The organism is Flavobacterium urocaniciphilum (genome assembly GCF_900110615.1).
Classification (GTDB): domain Bacteria; phylum Bacteroidota; class Bacteroidia; order Flavobacteriales; family Flavobacteriaceae; genus Flavobacterium; species Flavobacterium urocaniciphilum.
The window spans coordinates 75263-93387 of record NZ_FOEI01000005.1 but is presented as its reverse complement, the minus strand read 5'-3'; the positions used below and the strand labels follow the sequence as shown (position 1 = coordinate 93387).

At 31.7% G+C, this 18125-nt stretch carries 16 protein-coding genes; 7 read left to right on the top strand and 9 right to left on the bottom strand.

Features of this window, described 5'->3' with window-relative positions; translation table 11 throughout:
• Nucleotides 1-510: 510 nt before the first annotated feature.
• Nucleotides 511-1563: a hypothetical protein gene (locus tag BMY86_RS09730; protein WP_091468359.1), complete on the bottom strand. Its 1053-nt coding sequence runs from the start codon at nt 1561-1563 to the stop codon at nt 511-513.
• A gap of 881 nt (nt 1564-2444) precedes the next feature.
• Between BMY86_RS09730 and BMY86_RS09725 the strand changes: the two genes are divergently transcribed.
• Nucleotides 2445-3092 (top strand): hypothetical protein, encoded by a 648-nt coding sequence (locus BMY86_RS09725; protein ID WP_143065637.1) that lies wholly within the window; start codon nt 2445-2447, stop codon nt 3090-3092.
• 460 nt (nt 3093-3552) lie between these two features.
• Here BMY86_RS09725 and mnmE read toward each other — a convergent pair whose 3' ends face one another.
• From mnmE to BMY86_RS09695, 6 genes are all read right to left on the bottom strand, one after another.
• Nucleotides 3553-4947, bottom strand: coding sequence for a tRNA uridine-5-carboxymethylaminomethyl(34) synthesis GTPase MnmE (gene mnmE, locus BMY86_RS09720; protein WP_091468351.1), 1395 nt, complete (start codon nt 4945-4947; stop codon nt 3553-3555).
• 414 nt (nt 4948-5361) lie between these two features.
• The gene (gene dnaN / locus BMY86_RS09715; RefSeq protein WP_091468708.1) at nt 5362-6480 is read right to left on the bottom strand and encodes a DNA polymerase III subunit beta; all 1119 of its coding nucleotides are present in this window, start codon (nt 6478-6480) and stop codon (nt 5362-5364) included.
• Between the two features lie 70 nt (nt 6481-6550).
• Nucleotides 6551-8233, bottom strand: coding sequence for a gliding motility-associated ABC transporter substrate-binding protein GldG (gene gldG / locus BMY86_RS09710; protein ID WP_091468704.1), 1683 nt, complete (start codon nt 8231-8233; stop codon nt 6551-6553).
• 2 nt (nt 8234-8235) lie between these two features.
• Entirely contained in the window at nt 8236-8961 is a 726-nt protein-coding gene (gldF, locus tag BMY86_RS09705; protein ID WP_091468348.1) for a gliding motility-associated ABC transporter permease subunit GldF, read from the bottom strand.
• A 208-nt stretch (nt 8962-9169) separates the two neighbouring features.
• A complete protein-coding gene (locus tag BMY86_RS09700; RefSeq protein ID WP_091468345.1) occupies nt 9170-9466 on the bottom strand; it encodes a putative quinol monooxygenase in 297 nt (98 codons plus the stop codon).
• A gap of 184 nt (nt 9467-9650) precedes the next feature.
• Nucleotides 9651-10481, bottom strand: coding sequence for an SAM hydrolase/SAM-dependent halogenase family protein (locus tag BMY86_RS09695; RefSeq protein ID WP_091468342.1), 831 nt, complete (start codon nt 10479-10481; stop codon nt 9651-9653).
• A 108-nt stretch (nt 10482-10589) separates the two neighbouring features.
• Between BMY86_RS09695 and BMY86_RS09690 the strand changes: the two genes are divergently transcribed.
• From BMY86_RS09690 to BMY86_RS09680, 3 genes are all read left to right on the top strand, one after another.
• Nucleotides 10590-11540 (top strand): PhoH family protein, encoded by a 951-nt coding sequence (locus BMY86_RS09690; protein WP_091468340.1) that lies wholly within the window; start codon nt 10590-10592, stop codon nt 11538-11540.
• A 51-nt stretch (nt 11541-11591) separates the two neighbouring features.
• On the top strand, nt 11592-12104 hold the full coding sequence (locus BMY86_RS09685) for a hypothetical protein (protein WP_091468337.1): 513 nt from the start codon (nt 11592-11594) through the stop codon (nt 12102-12104).
• 101 nt (nt 12105-12205) lie between these two features.
• On the top strand, nt 12206-13153 hold the full coding sequence (locus BMY86_RS09680; RefSeq protein ID WP_091468335.1) for a phosphoribosylaminoimidazolesuccinocarboxamide synthase: 948 nt from the start codon (nt 12206-12208) through the stop codon (nt 13151-13153).
• An 87-nt stretch (nt 13154-13240) separates the two neighbouring features.
• On the opposite strand, the gene BMY86_RS09675 is transcribed toward BMY86_RS09680, so the two are convergent.
• On the bottom strand, nt 13241-13957 hold the full coding sequence (locus tag BMY86_RS09675; protein WP_091468333.1) for a tRNA threonylcarbamoyladenosine dehydratase: 717 nt from the start codon (nt 13955-13957) through the stop codon (nt 13241-13243).
• Between the two features lie 10 nt (nt 13958-13967).
• On the bottom strand, nt 13968-14615 hold the full coding sequence (locus BMY86_RS09670) for a TatD family hydrolase (protein ID WP_091468330.1): 648 nt from the start codon (nt 14613-14615) through the stop codon (nt 13968-13970).
• A gap of 93 nt (nt 14616-14708) precedes the next feature.
• Here BMY86_RS09670 and BMY86_RS09665 point away from each other — a divergent pair, with 93 nt between their 5' ends.
• The 3 genes from BMY86_RS09665 (at nt 14709) to BMY86_RS09655 (ending at nt 18062) form a co-directional block, all read left to right on the top strand.
• Nucleotides 14709-15947, top strand: a complete 1239-nt coding sequence (locus BMY86_RS09665) for an MDR family MFS transporter (protein WP_091468325.1) — start codon at nt 14709-14711, stop codon at nt 15945-15947.
• A gap of 65 nt (nt 15948-16012) precedes the next feature.
• Nucleotides 16013-16372, top strand: a complete 360-nt coding sequence (locus tag BMY86_RS09660) for a BlaI/MecI/CopY family transcriptional regulator (RefSeq protein ID WP_091468321.1) — start codon at nt 16013-16015, stop codon at nt 16370-16372.
• Between the two features lies 1 nt (nt 16373).
• Nucleotides 16374-18062, top strand: a complete 1689-nt coding sequence (locus tag BMY86_RS09655) for a M56 family metallopeptidase (protein ID WP_091468316.1) — start codon at nt 16374-16376, stop codon at nt 18060-18062.
• Nucleotides 18063-18125: the final 63 nt, after the last annotated feature.

Genomic DNA, 18125 nt, shown 5'->3' with positions numbered 1-18125 from the left:
AACAAAACCATTAAGAATTTGTATTTCAACAAAAGATATAATGATTATTGAAGAATGTTCACAACGCAAAGCCTCACAAAAAATGAACGACATGCGCATATTCTTCAATAAAAATTGCAAGAATTGCAAAATCACATTTAAAGATTACGCTACCTATTCCAGAATCCCCCTCGAAGAGTTAGAACCCTTCCGAACAATCGGTTACAACCATTACCAGAAAATATCATAATCATACTTAATCAATAACAGAAAAATCGCTTCAATACAGCGATTTTTTTGGTTACACCCCTAGTTAACCGAAACTTACGTTTCTCCTCTTAATATCATATCCTTAAGGGGACAATTCCACTAAGAAAATTTATTTACAACGTTTGTCTCCCGAAGCTATGGGAGACAAACTAGACGTAAAATTATACCTCTTTAAATTACCGAAATATTAAATCCCTTAATCCATTTTATCTGCGTGAATAAAATAAAACATCGATTTCAGCATAACAAAATTGAGTGTAATTATTTACTCGATAATAATTGAATTCCAACCGCAAACTTTTCAGTTCTCAAGCTTGGTTCACTAGATAAATTGGTTCTGCAAATAATTCTGTAATTGTTCAATAAAGTAACTCCGAAAGAAATATTCGAATTTAAAAACCATCTATTGTGATTCAATTTTAGGTTATCATAAAAAGCATTGTTGCCTTTATATGCAGTTACATCTGTTAATAAGAAAAAGTTGAATTTCTTTTCTTCTGTAGAAAGTCCAATATAATTGGTTAAGCCAATACTACCATTAAAAGTACTCACATCTACATTATTTCCAAAGCCACTAATATCTGAAGCCGCTTTACAACTTAAATACAAATAATCTGTAAAAAAGGCATCAGTATAAGATGTAATTATGGGTAAAGTAAAATCCAAATAAAAATTACCACCACCACCAATTAACCTTTCCAAATTGTCATTCTCAATTTTAGCTTTTGTAGTATCTGTAGCCACTGATAAAACTGAACCAAAAGAAACTCTAAACCAACCACATCTATCAGCTATTAGCTCCGATTGAACTATGTTTGAATTGTCGTTTAATGTGGCTGAAAATGAATTTAATAAAGTCGTTTTTTCTAAACTAGAAGCATAGTGTGTCTCATAAAAATGATTTCTAAAGTTGGAGTTTTTTGTTGGTAACCAGTAACGCTTTTCTACATGTAATCTTTTCTTTTCCAATTCAATTTTTTCTAAGGCAATTCTGTTTTCTTCAATCTCTTCAGAAATTTGGATCATAGCATTTCTGTCTGAAATCACTTTTTTTTGTTTTTCTATTAATTTATTGATTATATAGATAATGCTATCCTTTTTCTTTTCATAATGTGCTTTATAATTTTTTTCTTCTTCTGTTTTAATGTTAGGTTTTTTATTGTTTTCAGCTTTAATACTATCATTAGTTCCTTTTGTTTCAGATTCTGTTTTTACAGAATAATTTTTAACTTTTTTTTCATTAATTGAAGGTATTTGCGAGTAACTAAATAATGTAGCAAAGCAAAAGACTAGGGTAAAAATAATTTTTTTCATAATGTTTAGATTTTAGTTTTATTCTATAAATCTAATTGAATTGCATCTTTTTCATTTACGGCTTTCCCGTAATTTGTAGTATTTTTTCGCAATTTGAGAGTTGCGTTTAAAGTATAGTTTAAGTGTTTGTATCTTAAAACCACAGGACTGAAATCGAAGATTCAACGAAGTTTAAAGGTCTCAACTTTGTAAATTTGACTTGTGTGAGATGCTTTGCAGTCCCGAAGTTTCGGGAGACAAACTAGAAGTCCAACTTATGTGTTCTCATTTTAAGCGAAGCGCCTGTCATTAGCTTCGCTCCGTTCGACAAGCCTCGGGTGCGAGGTACGAAGCAATCAAAAAAAAACTATGTGCCTATGTGGTTAGATTACTTTACTTCGACAAGCTCAGCACAGGCTATTCATAATGACATGACTCATATAACTTATATGTTTTCCAAATCCCAAATCCAAAGAGATGCTTTGCAGTCCCGATGCTTCGGGAGACAAACTAGAAGTTCAACTTATGTTTTCTCATTTAAAGCGAAGCGCCTGTCATTAGCTTCGCTCCGTTCGGCAAGCCTCGGGTGCGAGGTACGAAGCAATCAAAAAAAAACTATGTGCCTATGTGGTTAAATTACTTTACTTCGACAAGCTCAGTACAGGCTATTCGTAATGACATGACTTATGTGACTTATATGTTTTACAAATCCCAATTCGTAAATCATAAATCCCAAATCGTAAATCCCAATTTATTTCCCAAAATAATTGTAAATTTGATAGTTAGCCCAAAGCATACCATTTATTATTTACACCATGGAAAAATCAAACCTTGTAATATCCTATCATACCATGCGAAAAGCAATTGGTTGGATTGCTATTTTGCTTCCCTTTGCACTCATCATGGGAGAATATATAATTAGTCAATTAGATTTACTAAACAACCCATGGTTTGTAAAAACGAACGAATGTTACCAGGTATATACCTATGGCAGTCCGTTTAAAGCTTCTATAAGTCATTATTATTACAGTTCGGTAGGAGAGATATTCACAGGCGCATTAGGAACCGTAGCCTTGTTTTTATTTTGTTATAAAGGACATCCACTACGAAAAAGCGAATTCGGATTATCCGATAAAGTCATGAGTAAATTAGCAGCCTTTTTTGCCTTAGGAATAGTAGCTTTTCCAACCACTTCCAAACATTGTATCGAAGATAATTTACGAGTGTTTACCAGTAGTTTCAATACCGGAATCATCCATTTTGCTTTCGCTGGATTGTTCTTTGTAACACTAGCCTTTATTTCCATATTCAATTTCAGACGCACCAAAAAAGTCTCAGAATTCGGCACCAAACCCGCACACAATATTTACAAGTATTGCGGTTACGTCATGCTAATTTGTGTGGCACTCATCCTAATTTACAGAGTCTTTTTAAGAGATCAATACGAATGGCTCGATTCCATTTATCCCATCCTTATTTTAGAAACCATAGCCCTAATTGCATTTGGCGTTTCTTGGCTAACCAAAGGAAAAGTGTACAAGGATTTTTAAATATTATTTTGGATTTACGATTTTAAAGTGATGCTTTGCAAAATAACAAACTAGAAGTCCAACTTATATGTTTTCATTTTAAGCAAAGCGCCTGTCTTTAGCTTCGCTCCGTTCGGCATGCCTCGGGTGCGAGGTACGAAGCAATCTATAAAAACCTATGTGCCTATGTGGTTAGATTACTTTACTTCGACAAGCTCAGCACAGGCTATTCGTAATGACATGACTTATATGACTTATATGTTTTCCAAATCCCAAATCGTAATTCGTAAATCCAAAGAAATGCTTTGCAGTCCCGAAGTTTCGGGAGACAAACTAGAAGTCCAACTTATGTGTTCTCATTTTAAGCGAAGCGCCTTTTATTTTATTTAATCCTATGTGGTTAGATTACTTCGTTCTTCGTAATAATATGACTTATATGTTTTCTAAATCTCAAATCGTAATTTGTAAATCGTAAATAAAACTATTTCCCGATACAGAAATTAGCAAATATATTACCCAATAACTCATCATTAGTCACTTCACCTGTAATTTCACCAAAGTAGTGTAGGGCAGTGCGGATATCTATTGCAATTAAATCAGAAGATAAATCAGAATCTAATCCCCATTTCACTTTCTGAATTTCTTCTAACGCTTTCAATAACGAATCGTAATGACGCGAATTGGTAACAATAGTTTCATTATTACGTAATGCACCAGTGTTAACAAAGGATAGTAATTCATTTTTCAATTCATCAATACCTTCATTGTTTTTAGCACTAATTAATAGTAAATTATCAATTTCAGTATGTAATTCTGCTTGTAAAGCTTCAGGTAATAAATCTTTTTTATTGATTAAAGTCAGTAATGCTTTTTGAGGGTATTGGTTTTTAATACGCTCTATTTCTATTTTTACAGCTTCTAAACTACCAGCTTCCATCATCCCACTTCCATCCAAAATAAACAACACCACCTGTGCTTGCTCAATCTTCTCAAATGTTTTCTGAATACCGATACTTTCTACTACATCTTTCGTTTCTCTAATTCCAGCCGTATCAATAAATCGGAAACCAATTCCGTTAATCACTAATTCGTCTTCAATGGTATCTCGAGTAGTTCCTGCAATGTCTGAAACAATAGCGCGTTCTTCGTTTAATAAAGCATTTAATAATGTCGATTTACCAACATTCGGTTCACCTACAATAGCAACAGGAATACCGTTTTTAATTACATTACCCACAGCAAAACTGTCGATCAATCGTTTCAAAACAAATTCAATTCGATTTAATAATTCGTAAAACGCCGTTCTATCTGCAAATTCAACATCTTCTTCAGCAAAATCTAGTTCTAATTCAATTAAAGATGCGAAGTTTAATAACTCTTCTCTTAATTTCGCTATTTCATTACTAAAACCACCGCGCATTTGTTGCATTGCAATTTGGTGACTCGCCTCATTATCAGATGCAATTAAGTCGGCCACCGCTTCCGCTTGCGATAAGTCTAATTTAGCGTTCAAAAAGGCACGTAAGGTAAATTCACCCGCTTGGGCCATTTTTGCGCCTTTACGAAGCAATAATTGTATAATTTGTTGCTGTATGAAAACCGAACCATGACAAGATATTTCCACTACATTTTCACCTGTGTACGAATTCGGACCTTTAAAAATAGAAAGTAATACTTGGTCGTAAACCTTAGAACCATCCACAATATGCCCTAAATGTATCGTATGCGTTTTTTGTTTGGTAATATCTTTCCCCGAAACCGATTCAAATACTTCAGCTGCAATAGTTATTGCATTAGCACCAGATAATCGAATAACAGCAATAGCTCCTGCACCTGATGGTGTAGCTAATGCAACAATGGTTTCGTGTGGAATCATATTTTTGGTTTTGTTTGCAAAGATAGGAAAAGTTAGAAGTTGGAAGTTGGAAGTTGGAAGCTTTTTTAATAGTTTGTTTTTAACGTCAAAAGCTACTGCTCTAATCCTTTTGCTACAACGTAAACCCAAACTTGTCATGCTGTAAAGCATTTCTAAAACTATTTGAATAAACGTTCAACTTATGTGATCTCTTTCAAGCGAAGCATCTAAAAAAGAAACCTATGTGCCTATGTGTTTAAAAAAAACTTATATGACTTATATGTTTACCCATAAAAAAAACCACAAAAGCAACAAAGCAATTGTGGTTTATAATAGTAGTTAGGTTAGTTATATATAAATTCGAAATTGGAAAGTTGTAGTTTCCTCATTCTATTATGTATACTCATTTTTTGTCACCCTGAGCTTGTCGAAGGGTTAGTTATTCAACATAACTGGCATTACTAACATAGTAACAGTTTCACCTTCGTCTAATCCGTCAATAGGAGTAAGGATTCCGGCTCTGTTTGGTAATGACATTTCTAATTGAATTTCGTCGCTTGTTAAATTGTTCAACATTTCTGTTAAGAAACGAGAGTTGAAACCAATTTGTAAATCGTCTCCGTGGTAATCACACGTTAAACGCTCGTCTGCTTTGTTTGAGTAATCGATATCTTCAGCAGAAATGTTTAACTCAGTACCAGCAATTTTTAAACGAATTTGGTGTGTCGTTTTGTTAGCGAAAATAGCCACACGACGTACCGAGTTTAAGAAAGTAACACGACTTAAGATTAATTTATTTGGATTTTCTTTTGGAATAACCGCTTCGTAATTTGGATATTTCCCATCAATTAAACGACATGTTAATATGTAGTTTTCAAATGAATACGTAGCGTTTGAATCGTTATATTCTACTTTAACTTCTGCATCTGAAGTAGCTAAAATCCCTTTTAAAATGTTTAAAGGTTTCTTAGGCATGATGAATTCTGCACTTTGAGAAGCTTTTACATCTGTACGTGCATATTTAACTAATTTATGAGCATCAGTTGCTACAAAAATTAAACCTTCAGTAGAGAATTGGAAAAATACACCACTCATAACTGGGCGTAAATCGTCGTTTCCTGTTGCAAAAATAGTTTTTCCAATTGCTGTAGCTAATACTTCAGCAGGAACTAATGTAGTTGATGGATCTTCTAATACTACTGCTTTTGGGAATTCTTCTCCAGCAGCGTAAGCAATTGCATATTTACCAGAGTTTGAGCTAATTTCAACTGTATTGTTTTCTTCAACAGTAAAAGTAAGTGGTTGTTCTGGAAACGTTTTTAAAATATCTAATAAAAGTTTTGCTGGTATAGCAACACTTCCTGTACTATTTGATTCAATTTCTAAACTAGCCGACATAGTTGTTTCTAAGTCAGAAGCCGAAACGTGTAATTGATTGTTATCTAATTCAAATAAAAAATTATCAAGAATTGGTAAGGTATTGTTACTGTTAATAACGCTTCCTAAAACTTGTAATTGTTTTAATAAGTACGAACTTGATACTATAAAATTCATCATTTTCTATTTTTTTTGCTTTACAAATATAATGGGTTACACTTTAATCTAAAAATATACTTATTAACAACTATCTGTTATATTTTTTCTTTCTTAAATAGGTAAATGTAAATCCAAAAATTCCTAATAATACTATTGGTAATGCTACTGTTAACATCTGAGTTTGTGTATAATTTTCTTCTACACTTACTTTATCTAGCATAGGTAAACTTACATCTTTAGTTCTAATGTTAATAAGTCCGCTATCGTCTAACAGGTAATTTACACTATTTAAGATGAATTCTTTGTTTCCGAAAAAATTACTCGTGTATTTGTCATAACCCAATTCAATAGGAGCACCTTTATCCAATTGATTTTTAATAACATCACCATCAGAAATCACAATCATTTTGGTTGGCACACTTTTCTTTAAGAATTTATCTTCTTTAAATGGCAAAATACGATTGTTGTACATAGAAGTAAACGAACCTTCTAAAAGTACTGCAACGGGTAAAAAACCACCATTATTATAATCTTTTTCAGAAACTTGCTCGGTTACCATTTCTAAAGAAACTTTTGTTGGTAAACCTATAGCTTTTGAATATTTAGAACTTTCTAATAAAACCGTTTTTTTAATATCTGATTTTAATAATTCGATAGGTGAGGCAAAATCAAATTTTACACCATCTGTGTTTTTAACGATAGGATGTTTAGATGCTGGATAAATAAAAGGCGCAAATTTCCAATTGTAAGGTTCAATATTGCTTTCACTTCCTTCATTACCTGTTGCAAGTTTTAAAGGAGTTCCCACTTCGTCTTTAATCAATTGCGGATTAATTCGTAATCCGTATTTGAAAAACATATCCGTTAAGTTTAAATCGGTCGGACCTACAATAGCTGAACCTGTTTCGTTATATAAACTTTCCATCTCAGCAGTAGAACCATCAATTAACCAAAGTGTTTTACCACCTTTCATGATAAATTGATCTAAAACTTGTTTTTCTTCTTCTGTAAACTTTTCTCTTGGTTTTGCAATAATGGCTAAATCGTAAACATTTAATGCTTTTAACGTTTCATTAGGTTGTTTAGCAACTGAATCAAGGGTAATTGGTCCGATGTAATAATTATCACGTACTGTTTTTAAGAAGTCGGCAATAAAAATATCATCTAACTCGGCATTTCCTTTAATTACTGCAATTTTACGTTGTTTTTCTTTTGTAATTTTATTGATAGCTTCCGCAAAAGCATATTCTAAATGTTGAACAGAACTTTCTACTTTATCTTCCGTAGAAGCACCCATCATGTTTTTTAATAATTGAACTTTCGCTCCTTTATCGCCATAATTCGCAACCGCCCATGGGAAAACTACTTCTTGAGATTGTCTTCCTTTTTCGGTAACCGTAACATTTATAGGCATTAATCCTCTTTCGAAGAATTTTTTCATAACGTCCATTCGCTCTTCCTCTTTTTCAATAGGATTAACAAATTGGAACGTAATATTTGAGTTGTAAGCTGAAAATTCTTCTAATAATTGACGTGTTTCGTTTTGTAATTTTTTAAAATCAGCAGGGAAATTTCCTTCTAAAAAGACATCAATAATTAATGGAGAATCTACACCATCTACAATTTTTTTAGTGGTTTCTGAAAGCGTATATCTTTTATCTTGAGTAACGTCAAATCGCTTGTAAATATAATAACTCGCAAAGTTTAAAAGGAATAAACCAAGCGCTAAAAAACCTAATTTTTTTAAACTATTTTTTTGAACTTCCTTCATCATTACCATTTAAGCGATTTAAGTTGATATACCGTTGCAGCTAAAAATACAACTGTGATACTGATAAAATAAATAATATCTCTTGTGTCTAAAACACCACGACTCATACTTTTAAAATGAAAATCCATTCCTAAGGTTTTAATGAAAGAACCGAAACTTCCAAATAAGTTTGATAAACCATCAAATCCGAAATAGAAGAAAAAGCATAAGAAAACGGCAATTATAAAAGCTACAATTTGATTGTCAGAAAGAGTAGAAGTAAATACTCCAATTGCAGTATACGCTCCAATTAAGAATAATAATCCGAAATACGAACCAATTGTACTTCCGTAATCGAATGTGCTTTGTGGAGCTGTATAGCTAGAAACGATAAATACATAAAACAAAGTAGGAAGTATTGCAATAAGAATAAGAATTAAGGCTCCTAAAAATTTACCATTTACAATTTCCCAAAGACTTAATGGTTTGGTGAATAAGATTTCTAAAGTCCCTTGTTTTTTTTCATCCGAGAAACTTTTCATGGTTACTGCTGGAATTAAAAATATAAGAATCCATGGAGCTAATTTGAAAAAAGGACTCATATCAGCATATCCCGAATTTAAAATATTAAAATCACCATCAAAAACCCAAAGAAATAAACCATTAAGTAATAAAAAAATGGCTATAACTAAATAACCAATTGGTGAACCAAAAAAGGATTTTATTTCACGTAGCAATAATGCCTTCATTTATTTTAAAATTTAATTGACAAATGTAATTTATAAACTTGAAACTTGAAACTTTAATTTTAATAATGAGTTTGTGTTCTTGTTTTTGCCACGAATTCACTAATTTATTTGTCTTGTTAATCTATTTTTATTCGAATTATTCATCGACAAAGTCGATGCGAAATTTTTTATCTAATTTTTTTAATTCGTGAATTCGTGGCTCTATATTTTAAACCAAAGTTGCTAATTTATTCACACTCCATGCTTCTGGTTTATCTGCAAAAAGCGATTTAGTATACGTCCAAACTTCATTAAATAATGCCGATTTTCGATATTTTTCTAGCGCTTCTTCATCTCTCCAATAGCTATACGTAAAGAAAATTCTAGCATCGTTTTTATCTTGATATAATTCTAAAAACTCATTGCCTTCAAAATTTCTTATCTGTTGTTTAATTTCTTCAAAATTGGCTAAAAAAGCCTCTATCTTATCTTCTTGAAACGTAAGTTTCACTATTCGTACAAACATATTTTTGTTTTAAATTCAATATTTAAATTCCAAATTTCATATCAAAAGTCTTCGACAAGCTCAGACTGACATTATTTTTCATAACAAAATTCGTAAATCCCAAATCGTAAATCCCAATTCTTAAATCCCAAATTCCAATTCTGTCACCCTGAGCTTGTCGAAGGGTCAAATCGTAAATTCCAAATTATTCCACAAACTCCACCATCACAACATCCTGCATTTTCAAACCTAATAAGGTATTGGCTGAACCTGTACGAGCAGGATTACTTCTGTAAATAGCAATTTCTAAAAATCCAGCTTGATTGAAAATAGCAATTTCATTTCCTTCCATTGATTTTAAAGCTGATGTGGTATTGTTTTTAAAATCTGAATAATGATTTTTCACATTTCTTATGGAATGCACTGAAAAACGAATTTCATAATTTCTGCCATTAGCTGTTTCTTCAATAAAACTCTTAGAAATATTCGTAACACAATTTCCAAAATCGTCTATATAAACCACATTTCCACGAATTGATTTTGAATTCTGATCAACAATTGGTGCTAGAACATTCATTTTTTTAATACTAGAAATAGGCGTCCCAATAACATTAAGTTCACCATTTTTAGCTAAATGAGTAGCCACCATGGCAAATACGTCTAAATCTCCCGACCCGTTAATTAAGAGATCGTGAATGTTAATCTGAACAATTTTTTCAGGATTTATTTTATTGATTAAACTTCCAAAAATACCATTATCGGCTCCGATGAAGTAATGTCCGTCGTAAAGCATAGCAATATGAAACGTATCGGCATTTTGAGATGCATCTACGCCAACTATATGAACGGTACCTTTTGGAAAATGCGAATAGGAAGCAGAAAGTAAATAACTTGCTTCTAAAACATTGAATTTGTCAATAGTGTGAGAAATGTCTATTACGTTGATTTCAGGTAAATAGGAAAATATTTTACCCTTAAGAATTCCTGCATAATGATCTTTTAAACCATAATCTGTTATAAGAGTAATTATTGACATTCTATTGTTTATAACTTATTTGAAATCGAATATTTGTTTTTGCTATATTTGAGAAAGACAAAACTAATCTTTTTTTTACAGAATTAAAACAATTTAAATTTATAGCCTTTGAACGAAAGAATAATTGAACTGGAAAACATTGCACCTAAAGAATTTTGGGGCGCACATGATAGTCATTTAGAAACTATTAAGAAGTATTATCCAAAATTGAAAATTGTTGCTAGAGATACAACTTTGAAAGCTTTTGGAGAAGAAGAGGTTTTAGATGAATTTGAAAAAAGGTTTAGACGTTTAATGACGCATTTCACTAGATTTAATCAAATTGATGATAATGTAATTATGCGTGTAATTGAAGGTGATGCTCAACAAACAGGAGTAATGGATTCGAAAGATGAGATTCTTGTTCATGGGTTAGGAGGTAAGCTAATTAAAGCGATGACACCGAACCAACAAAAATTGGTAGATTACGTTCGTAAAAACGATATGGTATTTGCCGTTGGTCCAGCTGGAACAGGTAAAACTTATACCGGAGTGGCTTTAGCTGTAAAAGCATTAAAAGAAAAACAAGTTAAACGAATTATTTTAACAAGACCCGCTGTAGAAGCAGGTGAAAACTTAGGATTTCTTCCTGGTGATATGAAGGAGAAATTAGATCCGTACATGCAGCCTTTATATGATGCCTTACGCGATATGATTCCGCCTCAAACGTTAGAAGATTATTTGTTGAAAGGAATAATTCAAATTGCACCATTAGCTTTTATGCGTGGTAGAACATTAGATAATGCCTTTGTAATTTTGGATGAAGCTCAGAATACAACGCATTCGCAAATGAAAATGTTTTTAACACGCATGGGTAAAAACGCTAAGTTTATCATAACGGGTGATCCAGGACAAGTAGATTTACCAAGAAGAACGATATCTGGATTAAAAGAAGCCTTACTTGTTTTAAAAGATGTGGATGGAATTGGAATAATTTATTTAGATGATAAAGACATTGTGCGTCACAGACTTGTGAAGAAAATTATTGACGCGTACAAGAGTATAGAGAATAATGATTAAAATAAAATAAGACTTTTTTCGTTGTAATTTAAACCCTCAAATTTATTACATATGAAAAAAGTCATTTTATTTTTAGCCGCGCTAAGTATTGGTAGGAGTTACGCTCAAGAAATTCCTAAAGTAGAAATTACTCCTAAAAACTCATGGTTTAAAGCTGGTTTGATATCCGGAATTCCCATGGAAAAAACAAAAGATGTTGCTTCTTTTAATGTTGGTTTAGATGTTAGAGCGCAATATTTATTCGATTCGCATTTGGCAGTCGGAATTGCTTCTGGTTACAATCATTTCTTTGCTAAAGATGAGTTTGAAGATTTTGGGATTATACCTTTAGCAGGATATACTCGCTATTATTTTCAAAAAGAAGGTGTGTTTGTGGGAGTCGATTTTGGTTATGGTTTTTTAACTAATAATGATGAAAGTTCTGGTGGGATGTATTTTAATCCGCAAATCGGATATCATAATGATAACTGGAATATTTACGGATATTATCAAAATACGTTCTTAGATAATTTCAACATTCGAGCACTCGGAATCGGAGCCACATATAATATTAAATTTAAATAATCACACTAAGGAGGAATTTTCCTCCTTTTTTATTTTATAAAAATTTTCACAAAGAAAATAATTCATTTACTTTTGCACTCAACTAACAACAACACAACAAAATGAACACAATTACCACTACAAATTTTAACTTTACAGGTCAAAAATCAGTTTACAGAGGAAAAGTAAGAGAAGTATATAACATCAATGACGATTTATTAGTTATGATTGCTACAGATAGACTTTCTGCTTTCGATGTTGTTTTGCCAAAAGGAATTCCATACAAAGGTCAGATTTTAAACCAAATTGCAACAAAATTCATGCAATTAACGGAAGATATTGTTCCAAATTGGTTAGTGGCTACTCCGGATCCAAATGTAGCAGTCGGACATTTATGTGAGCCTTTTAAAGTAGAAATGGTAATTCGTGGTTATTTATCGGGTCATGCTGCGCGTGAATATGCTTTAGGAAAAAGAACACTTTGTGGAGTGGAAATGCCAGAAGGATTAAAAGAAAACGATAAATTCCCAACTCCAATTATTACGCCTACAACAAAGGCTGATAACGGTTCGCATGATGAAGATATTTCTAGAGAAGCAATTTTAGCTAACGGAATTGTAACAGAAGAAGATTATTTAGTATTAGAAAAATATACTAGAGCGTTATACCAAAGAGGAACTGAAATTGCAGCTTCTCGCGGTTTAATTTTAGTAGATACAAAATACGAATTCGGGAAAACAAAAGACGGTAAAATAGTTTTAATTGACGAAATTCATACACCAGATTCATCTCGTTATTTTTATGCTGATGGTTATCAAGAAAGACAAGATAGAGGAGAAGAGCAAAAACAATTATCTAAAGAATTTGTACGTCGTTGGTTAATTGAAAACGGTTTCCAAGGTAAAGAAGGACAACAAATCCCAGAAATGACTGAAGAATACATCGCTTCAGTTTCAGAAAGATATATTGAATTATTTGAAAACATTATCGGAGAAAAATTCGTAAAAAGCGATATTACAAATATTGAAGCTAGAATTCAAGAAAACGTTGAAGCTTATTTAGCGAAGTAAATATTAAAAAAGGCTGGTTATTAATCAGCCTTTTTTTATTCAATAAATCTAACAAGTTTCAAAAACCTGACAGGTTTTTTTATGCTATTATTTCCCAATCAAGTGTTTTACAACTGTTTCTGCTGCATGTAAGCCAAAAAGTGCCGGCATCCAACTATTTGTACCATAAAACGATTTTTTGAAGTTGGTACCGTCTGTAGTCTTTAAACTTGTTTCATCAGGGTGTTCTAATGAGTAAACCGCTTTAACGCCACTCGAAATCCCTTCTTTCTTCAATCTTTTTCTAATGTTTTTAGCAAGCGGACAAACGTCTGTTTTACTAATGTCTCTTACTACAATTTTATTTGAAAGTAATTTTCCTCCAGCGCCCATGTTACTAATAACTTTAACCTTTTTGCGCTTTGCAGCAACGATTAAATTTAATTTTGGTGTTACGCTATCAATACAATCTAAAACATAGTCAAAATCTTCTGTAACGATTTCTTTTGCACGTTCTGGAGATAAAAACTCTTCCACACGCGTTAAGTTTAATTCTGGATTAATATCCATTAATCTGTCGCCAACAATTTTTACTTTTGGTTGCCCAACTGTACTGTGTAATGCAGGTAATTGTCTATTGATATTAGTAATGTCAACAGTGTCTCCGTCAACTATTGTCATGTTTCCAACGCCAGCTCTAGCTAAAAATTCGGCTGCAAACGAACCTACACCACCTAATCCAACAACTAATACGTTTGAATTTCTTAATCTGTTTAAGCCTTCTTCTTTAAATAATAACTCGGCTCTCTCTTGCCACTTTGCCATAACTTAATTTTTATTGTTTAAAAACTGTTTGGTAGTTGTTCCAAACAATTTCTTTCATTTCTTCTACTGAAATGTTTTTACATTTTGCTGTAAAAGTATAAACTTCTTCTAAACTTTCCGCTATTGTATCTGTTTCTAAGAAAATTTTTTCATTCGGAATTTGTTTAAACACCTCTCCTAAATCTGGATTTCGAAGTAAATATTTTCCAAATGATAAATGAAAATCCTGATTCAATAATTGTTTCGCCACTTGATAGTTTTTTGAAAACCCATGAATGATGAAAGGCGAGGAGAGACCACTGTTTTTTTTGCAAGAAATCACTTCATCAAAAGAAGCAACGCAATGTAAAATAACAGGCTTTGAAACCTCGTGTAAAAGTTCTAATTGCGACTCAAAAACAGCGATTTGTGTACTATAGATTTTTTCTATACGTTTATCTAATCCACACTCTCCCAAAGCAATACAGTTGTTTAGTAAAAGTTTTTCTTTAATTATTTTTAAATCATCACTCAAACGATTTTCATCAATATGCCAAGGATGAATTCCGATCGAATACAACGGAATTTCGGCTGAAAAGTCATTCGGATATTGATTTACAATTTCTAAAATATTTTCAGAATGGGTATAAAAATGAGTATGTAAATTGACAAATTTCATAGCGTAAAAATGCGTTTTTAATTAGCATTGTTTTAACAAAAATAGTACTTTTTTGAGAAGTATTTTACCTAAATTTGTAACAGATAGTTTATTATGATTTCAAAAGCACTTCAAACGTATTTAAATAATTTCAAGGGATTTTCTAGAGAAATTTGGATACTTACAATTATTACATTTATCAACAGAGCGGGTACAATGGTTTTGCCATTTTTATCTAAATATTTACACGAAGATTTACATTTTTCACTTTCTCAAGTTGGAACTATTATGGTGTTTTTTGGAGTTGGATCTATGTTGGGTTCTTGGTTAGGTGGAAAGTTATCAGATACTATCGGTTTCTATAAAATTATGATATTTAGTTTACTGGTTAGTGGCCTGATGTTTTTTGGATTACGTTATGTTACTTCATTTGAAGGTTTTTGTATCAGTATCTTTCTTTTAATGTCTGTTGCAGATATGTTTCGTCCTGCAATGTTCGTGTCTATTGGTGCCTATGCTAAGCCTGAAAACAGAACTCGAGCCTTGACTTTAGTTCGATTAGCAATCAACTTAGGATTTGCAGCTGGTCCGGCCTTAGGTGGTTTAATTATTATGTCTATCGGTTATAAAGGTTTGTTTTGGGTTGATGGAGTAACGTGTATATTGGCAATTTTAATTTTTTGGTCGAAAGTAAAAGAGAAAAAGAAATCAACTTATTTAGATAAAGAACATCCTGGAGATGTCTTAATTGAATCGGTTTTTAAAGATAAAATATATTGGCTGTTTTTAATCACGACTCTAATTGTAGGGATTATGTTCTTTCAATTGTTTACAACTATTCCGATCTATCATAGAAAACAATTTGGATTAACGGAATTGGAAACGGGTTTATTATTAACCTTAAATGGAGTGTTAGTATTCTTTTTAGAAATGCCAATTGTAAATTATATCGAAAAAAATAAAATAGATAAACTCAAAGTTATCATATTGGGAAGTTTGTTAATGACTATAAGTTTGTACTTGATGTTAATTAATAGTTGGGCTGGAGTACTTATTATTATGATGTTGTTTATGACATTCGCTGAGATGTTCAATTTTCCATTCTCTAACGCTTTTGCAATGAGTCGCGCACCCAAACATCAACAAGGAAGGTATATGGCTATATTCACGATGAGCTATAGTTTGGCACATATTTTAAGTGCTAAAGTCGGAATGGCAATTATTGATAATAAAAAATATGGTTATCAAGGCAATTGGTTATTCATGGGAACACTTGGTTTTATTGGAACTTTAATCGGACTTTACGTTTATTATTTAGTTCAAAAAGAAAAAGCAAACGTTAAAATTAGTTAAATAACTATAAATTTAGTTGCGTAACTAAAAATATAGTTATAAGTTTGTGTAACAAAATTAATGTTATGCAAAAATTAACCAATAAAGAAGAAGAAGTAATGCACATTTTATGGAGGCTTAATAAAGCTTTCGTAAAGGATATTTTAGCAGAAATTCAAGAAGATAAGCCTCACTACAATACCTTATCTACCATTGTAAGAAATTTAGAAGAGAAAAAATATGTTTCATACAATGCTTACGGAAACACGCATCAATATTTTCCGATAGTTGATATTGAAGATTATCGAAAAACATTCATGAAAACGGCAATACAGAATTATTTTGGTAATTCGTATAAGAATTTGGTTTCGTACTTCGCAGAAGAAGAAAAGATTTCTGCTGACGAACTTCGTGAAATTTTAGACATCATCGAGAAAAAGAAATAGTATGGAAGCTATTTTTACTTACATATTAAAAGTCAACGCTCTGCTTGTGTTGTTCTATTTGGTGTACCAATTAGCACTTTCCAAAGAAACGTTTTATAAGCATTCTAGATGGTTTCTATTATCGGGATTGTTTGTTTCAGTTTTACTACCATTGTTTACAATCACTAGAGTAGAATATTATGAAGTAAAAAGAGTTTTGAGTAATTCAGTAGAAAGTAATGTGCCCGTAATGATGCCAGTTTCTTCAGAAGTTGTTCAAGAACCAATGCTTACCAATCAAGAGATAATGTTTCTTATTTACGGAATCATTTGTTTTGGATTTTTACTGAAAACACTATTTGATTTTTTTAAATTGTTTAAAATCATAAAAGTTTCCAATTCCGAAAAGAAAAACAAATTAGTATATGTAAATTCTACATTAGTAAATACACCTTTTTCATTCTTTAATTATATCATTTTCAATGAGGAACTCATCAATCCTGTTGAATTACAAAATATCATGAAACATGAAGAAGCGCATTCTAAACAAAAACACAGTTTCGATACACTTTTAGCTCATGTGTTTATTATCCTATTTTGGTTTAATCCAGTGGTTTGGTTATATCGAAAATGTATCGTTCAAAATTTAGAATTTTTAGCTGACAATTATGCTATTCAATACGTTTCAGATAAAACACAATATCAAAAAACCATGTTGAAAATCACTTTGCAAACACAACAAATATCAATCATTAATACATTTAATCAATCATCAATCAAAAAACGAATCGTTATGTTAAACACAAATCAATCAAACAGAAAAAATGCGTTTAAATACGCAATTGTAATTCCCGTTTTAATAGCTTTTATTATGTTGTTTCAGGTAAAAGTTATTGCTAAAGAAAGAACTTCAGGATTGTTACCAAGTAGTTCTCCAATACAAAATAGTCAGAAATATGTAATTGAAAAATCGACTACCGATAAGCAGTTAAAATCGTATTCAGATAAATTTAAAGAAGAATATAAAATGAATTTAGATTTTAAAGGCGTAAAAAGAAATGCTGATAAAGAAATAACTGCTATAAATATTACTTTAGACGACAATAATGGAAAGAAAGCCAATCAGAAAATTGTAGACGATAAAGGAATCGAACCTATACATATTACTGTTTCTAAAGGAGAAAATAATGCTTATAGTTTTGCATTTGGAAAAAACGCTGGAAATCATGAAGAAAGGGAAGTTGTAATTGTTAGAAAAAATGACAAAGGCGAAATTGAAGATTTATCAGAATTAGAAGATATTGATGTTTCTATTGAAATGGCAGATGTTGAATTTCCAGATATGCCAGAACCTCCATCTATGGATTTTGATATTCCAACTCCACCAGATGTTCCGAACGTTCCAAATGCACCAACTCCGCCTAAAAATCCAAATGATAAAAAAGCTTGGGCTAAATTTGATAAAGAAATGGCTGATTTTGAGCAAAAAATGAACAATCAAGATTGGAAAAAATATGAAGCTTCAATGAAGGTTTTCGAAGAAAAGATGAAGGCTATTGAACCAAAAATGAAAGAATTTGAAAAAGAAATGAAAGTGTTTGAAGAAAAAATGAAACTTCAAGAAAAACAGATTGAGAAAAAAGTTGAGAGAAAAATGAAAAAAATCGAAATCGACACTAAAGGTCCAAAAGGCGAAAAAGGAGAAAAATAGTTAGTTATATTAGAAAAGGATTGTCAAACTTTGACAATCCTTTTTTGTTAAATCTCGTTAATT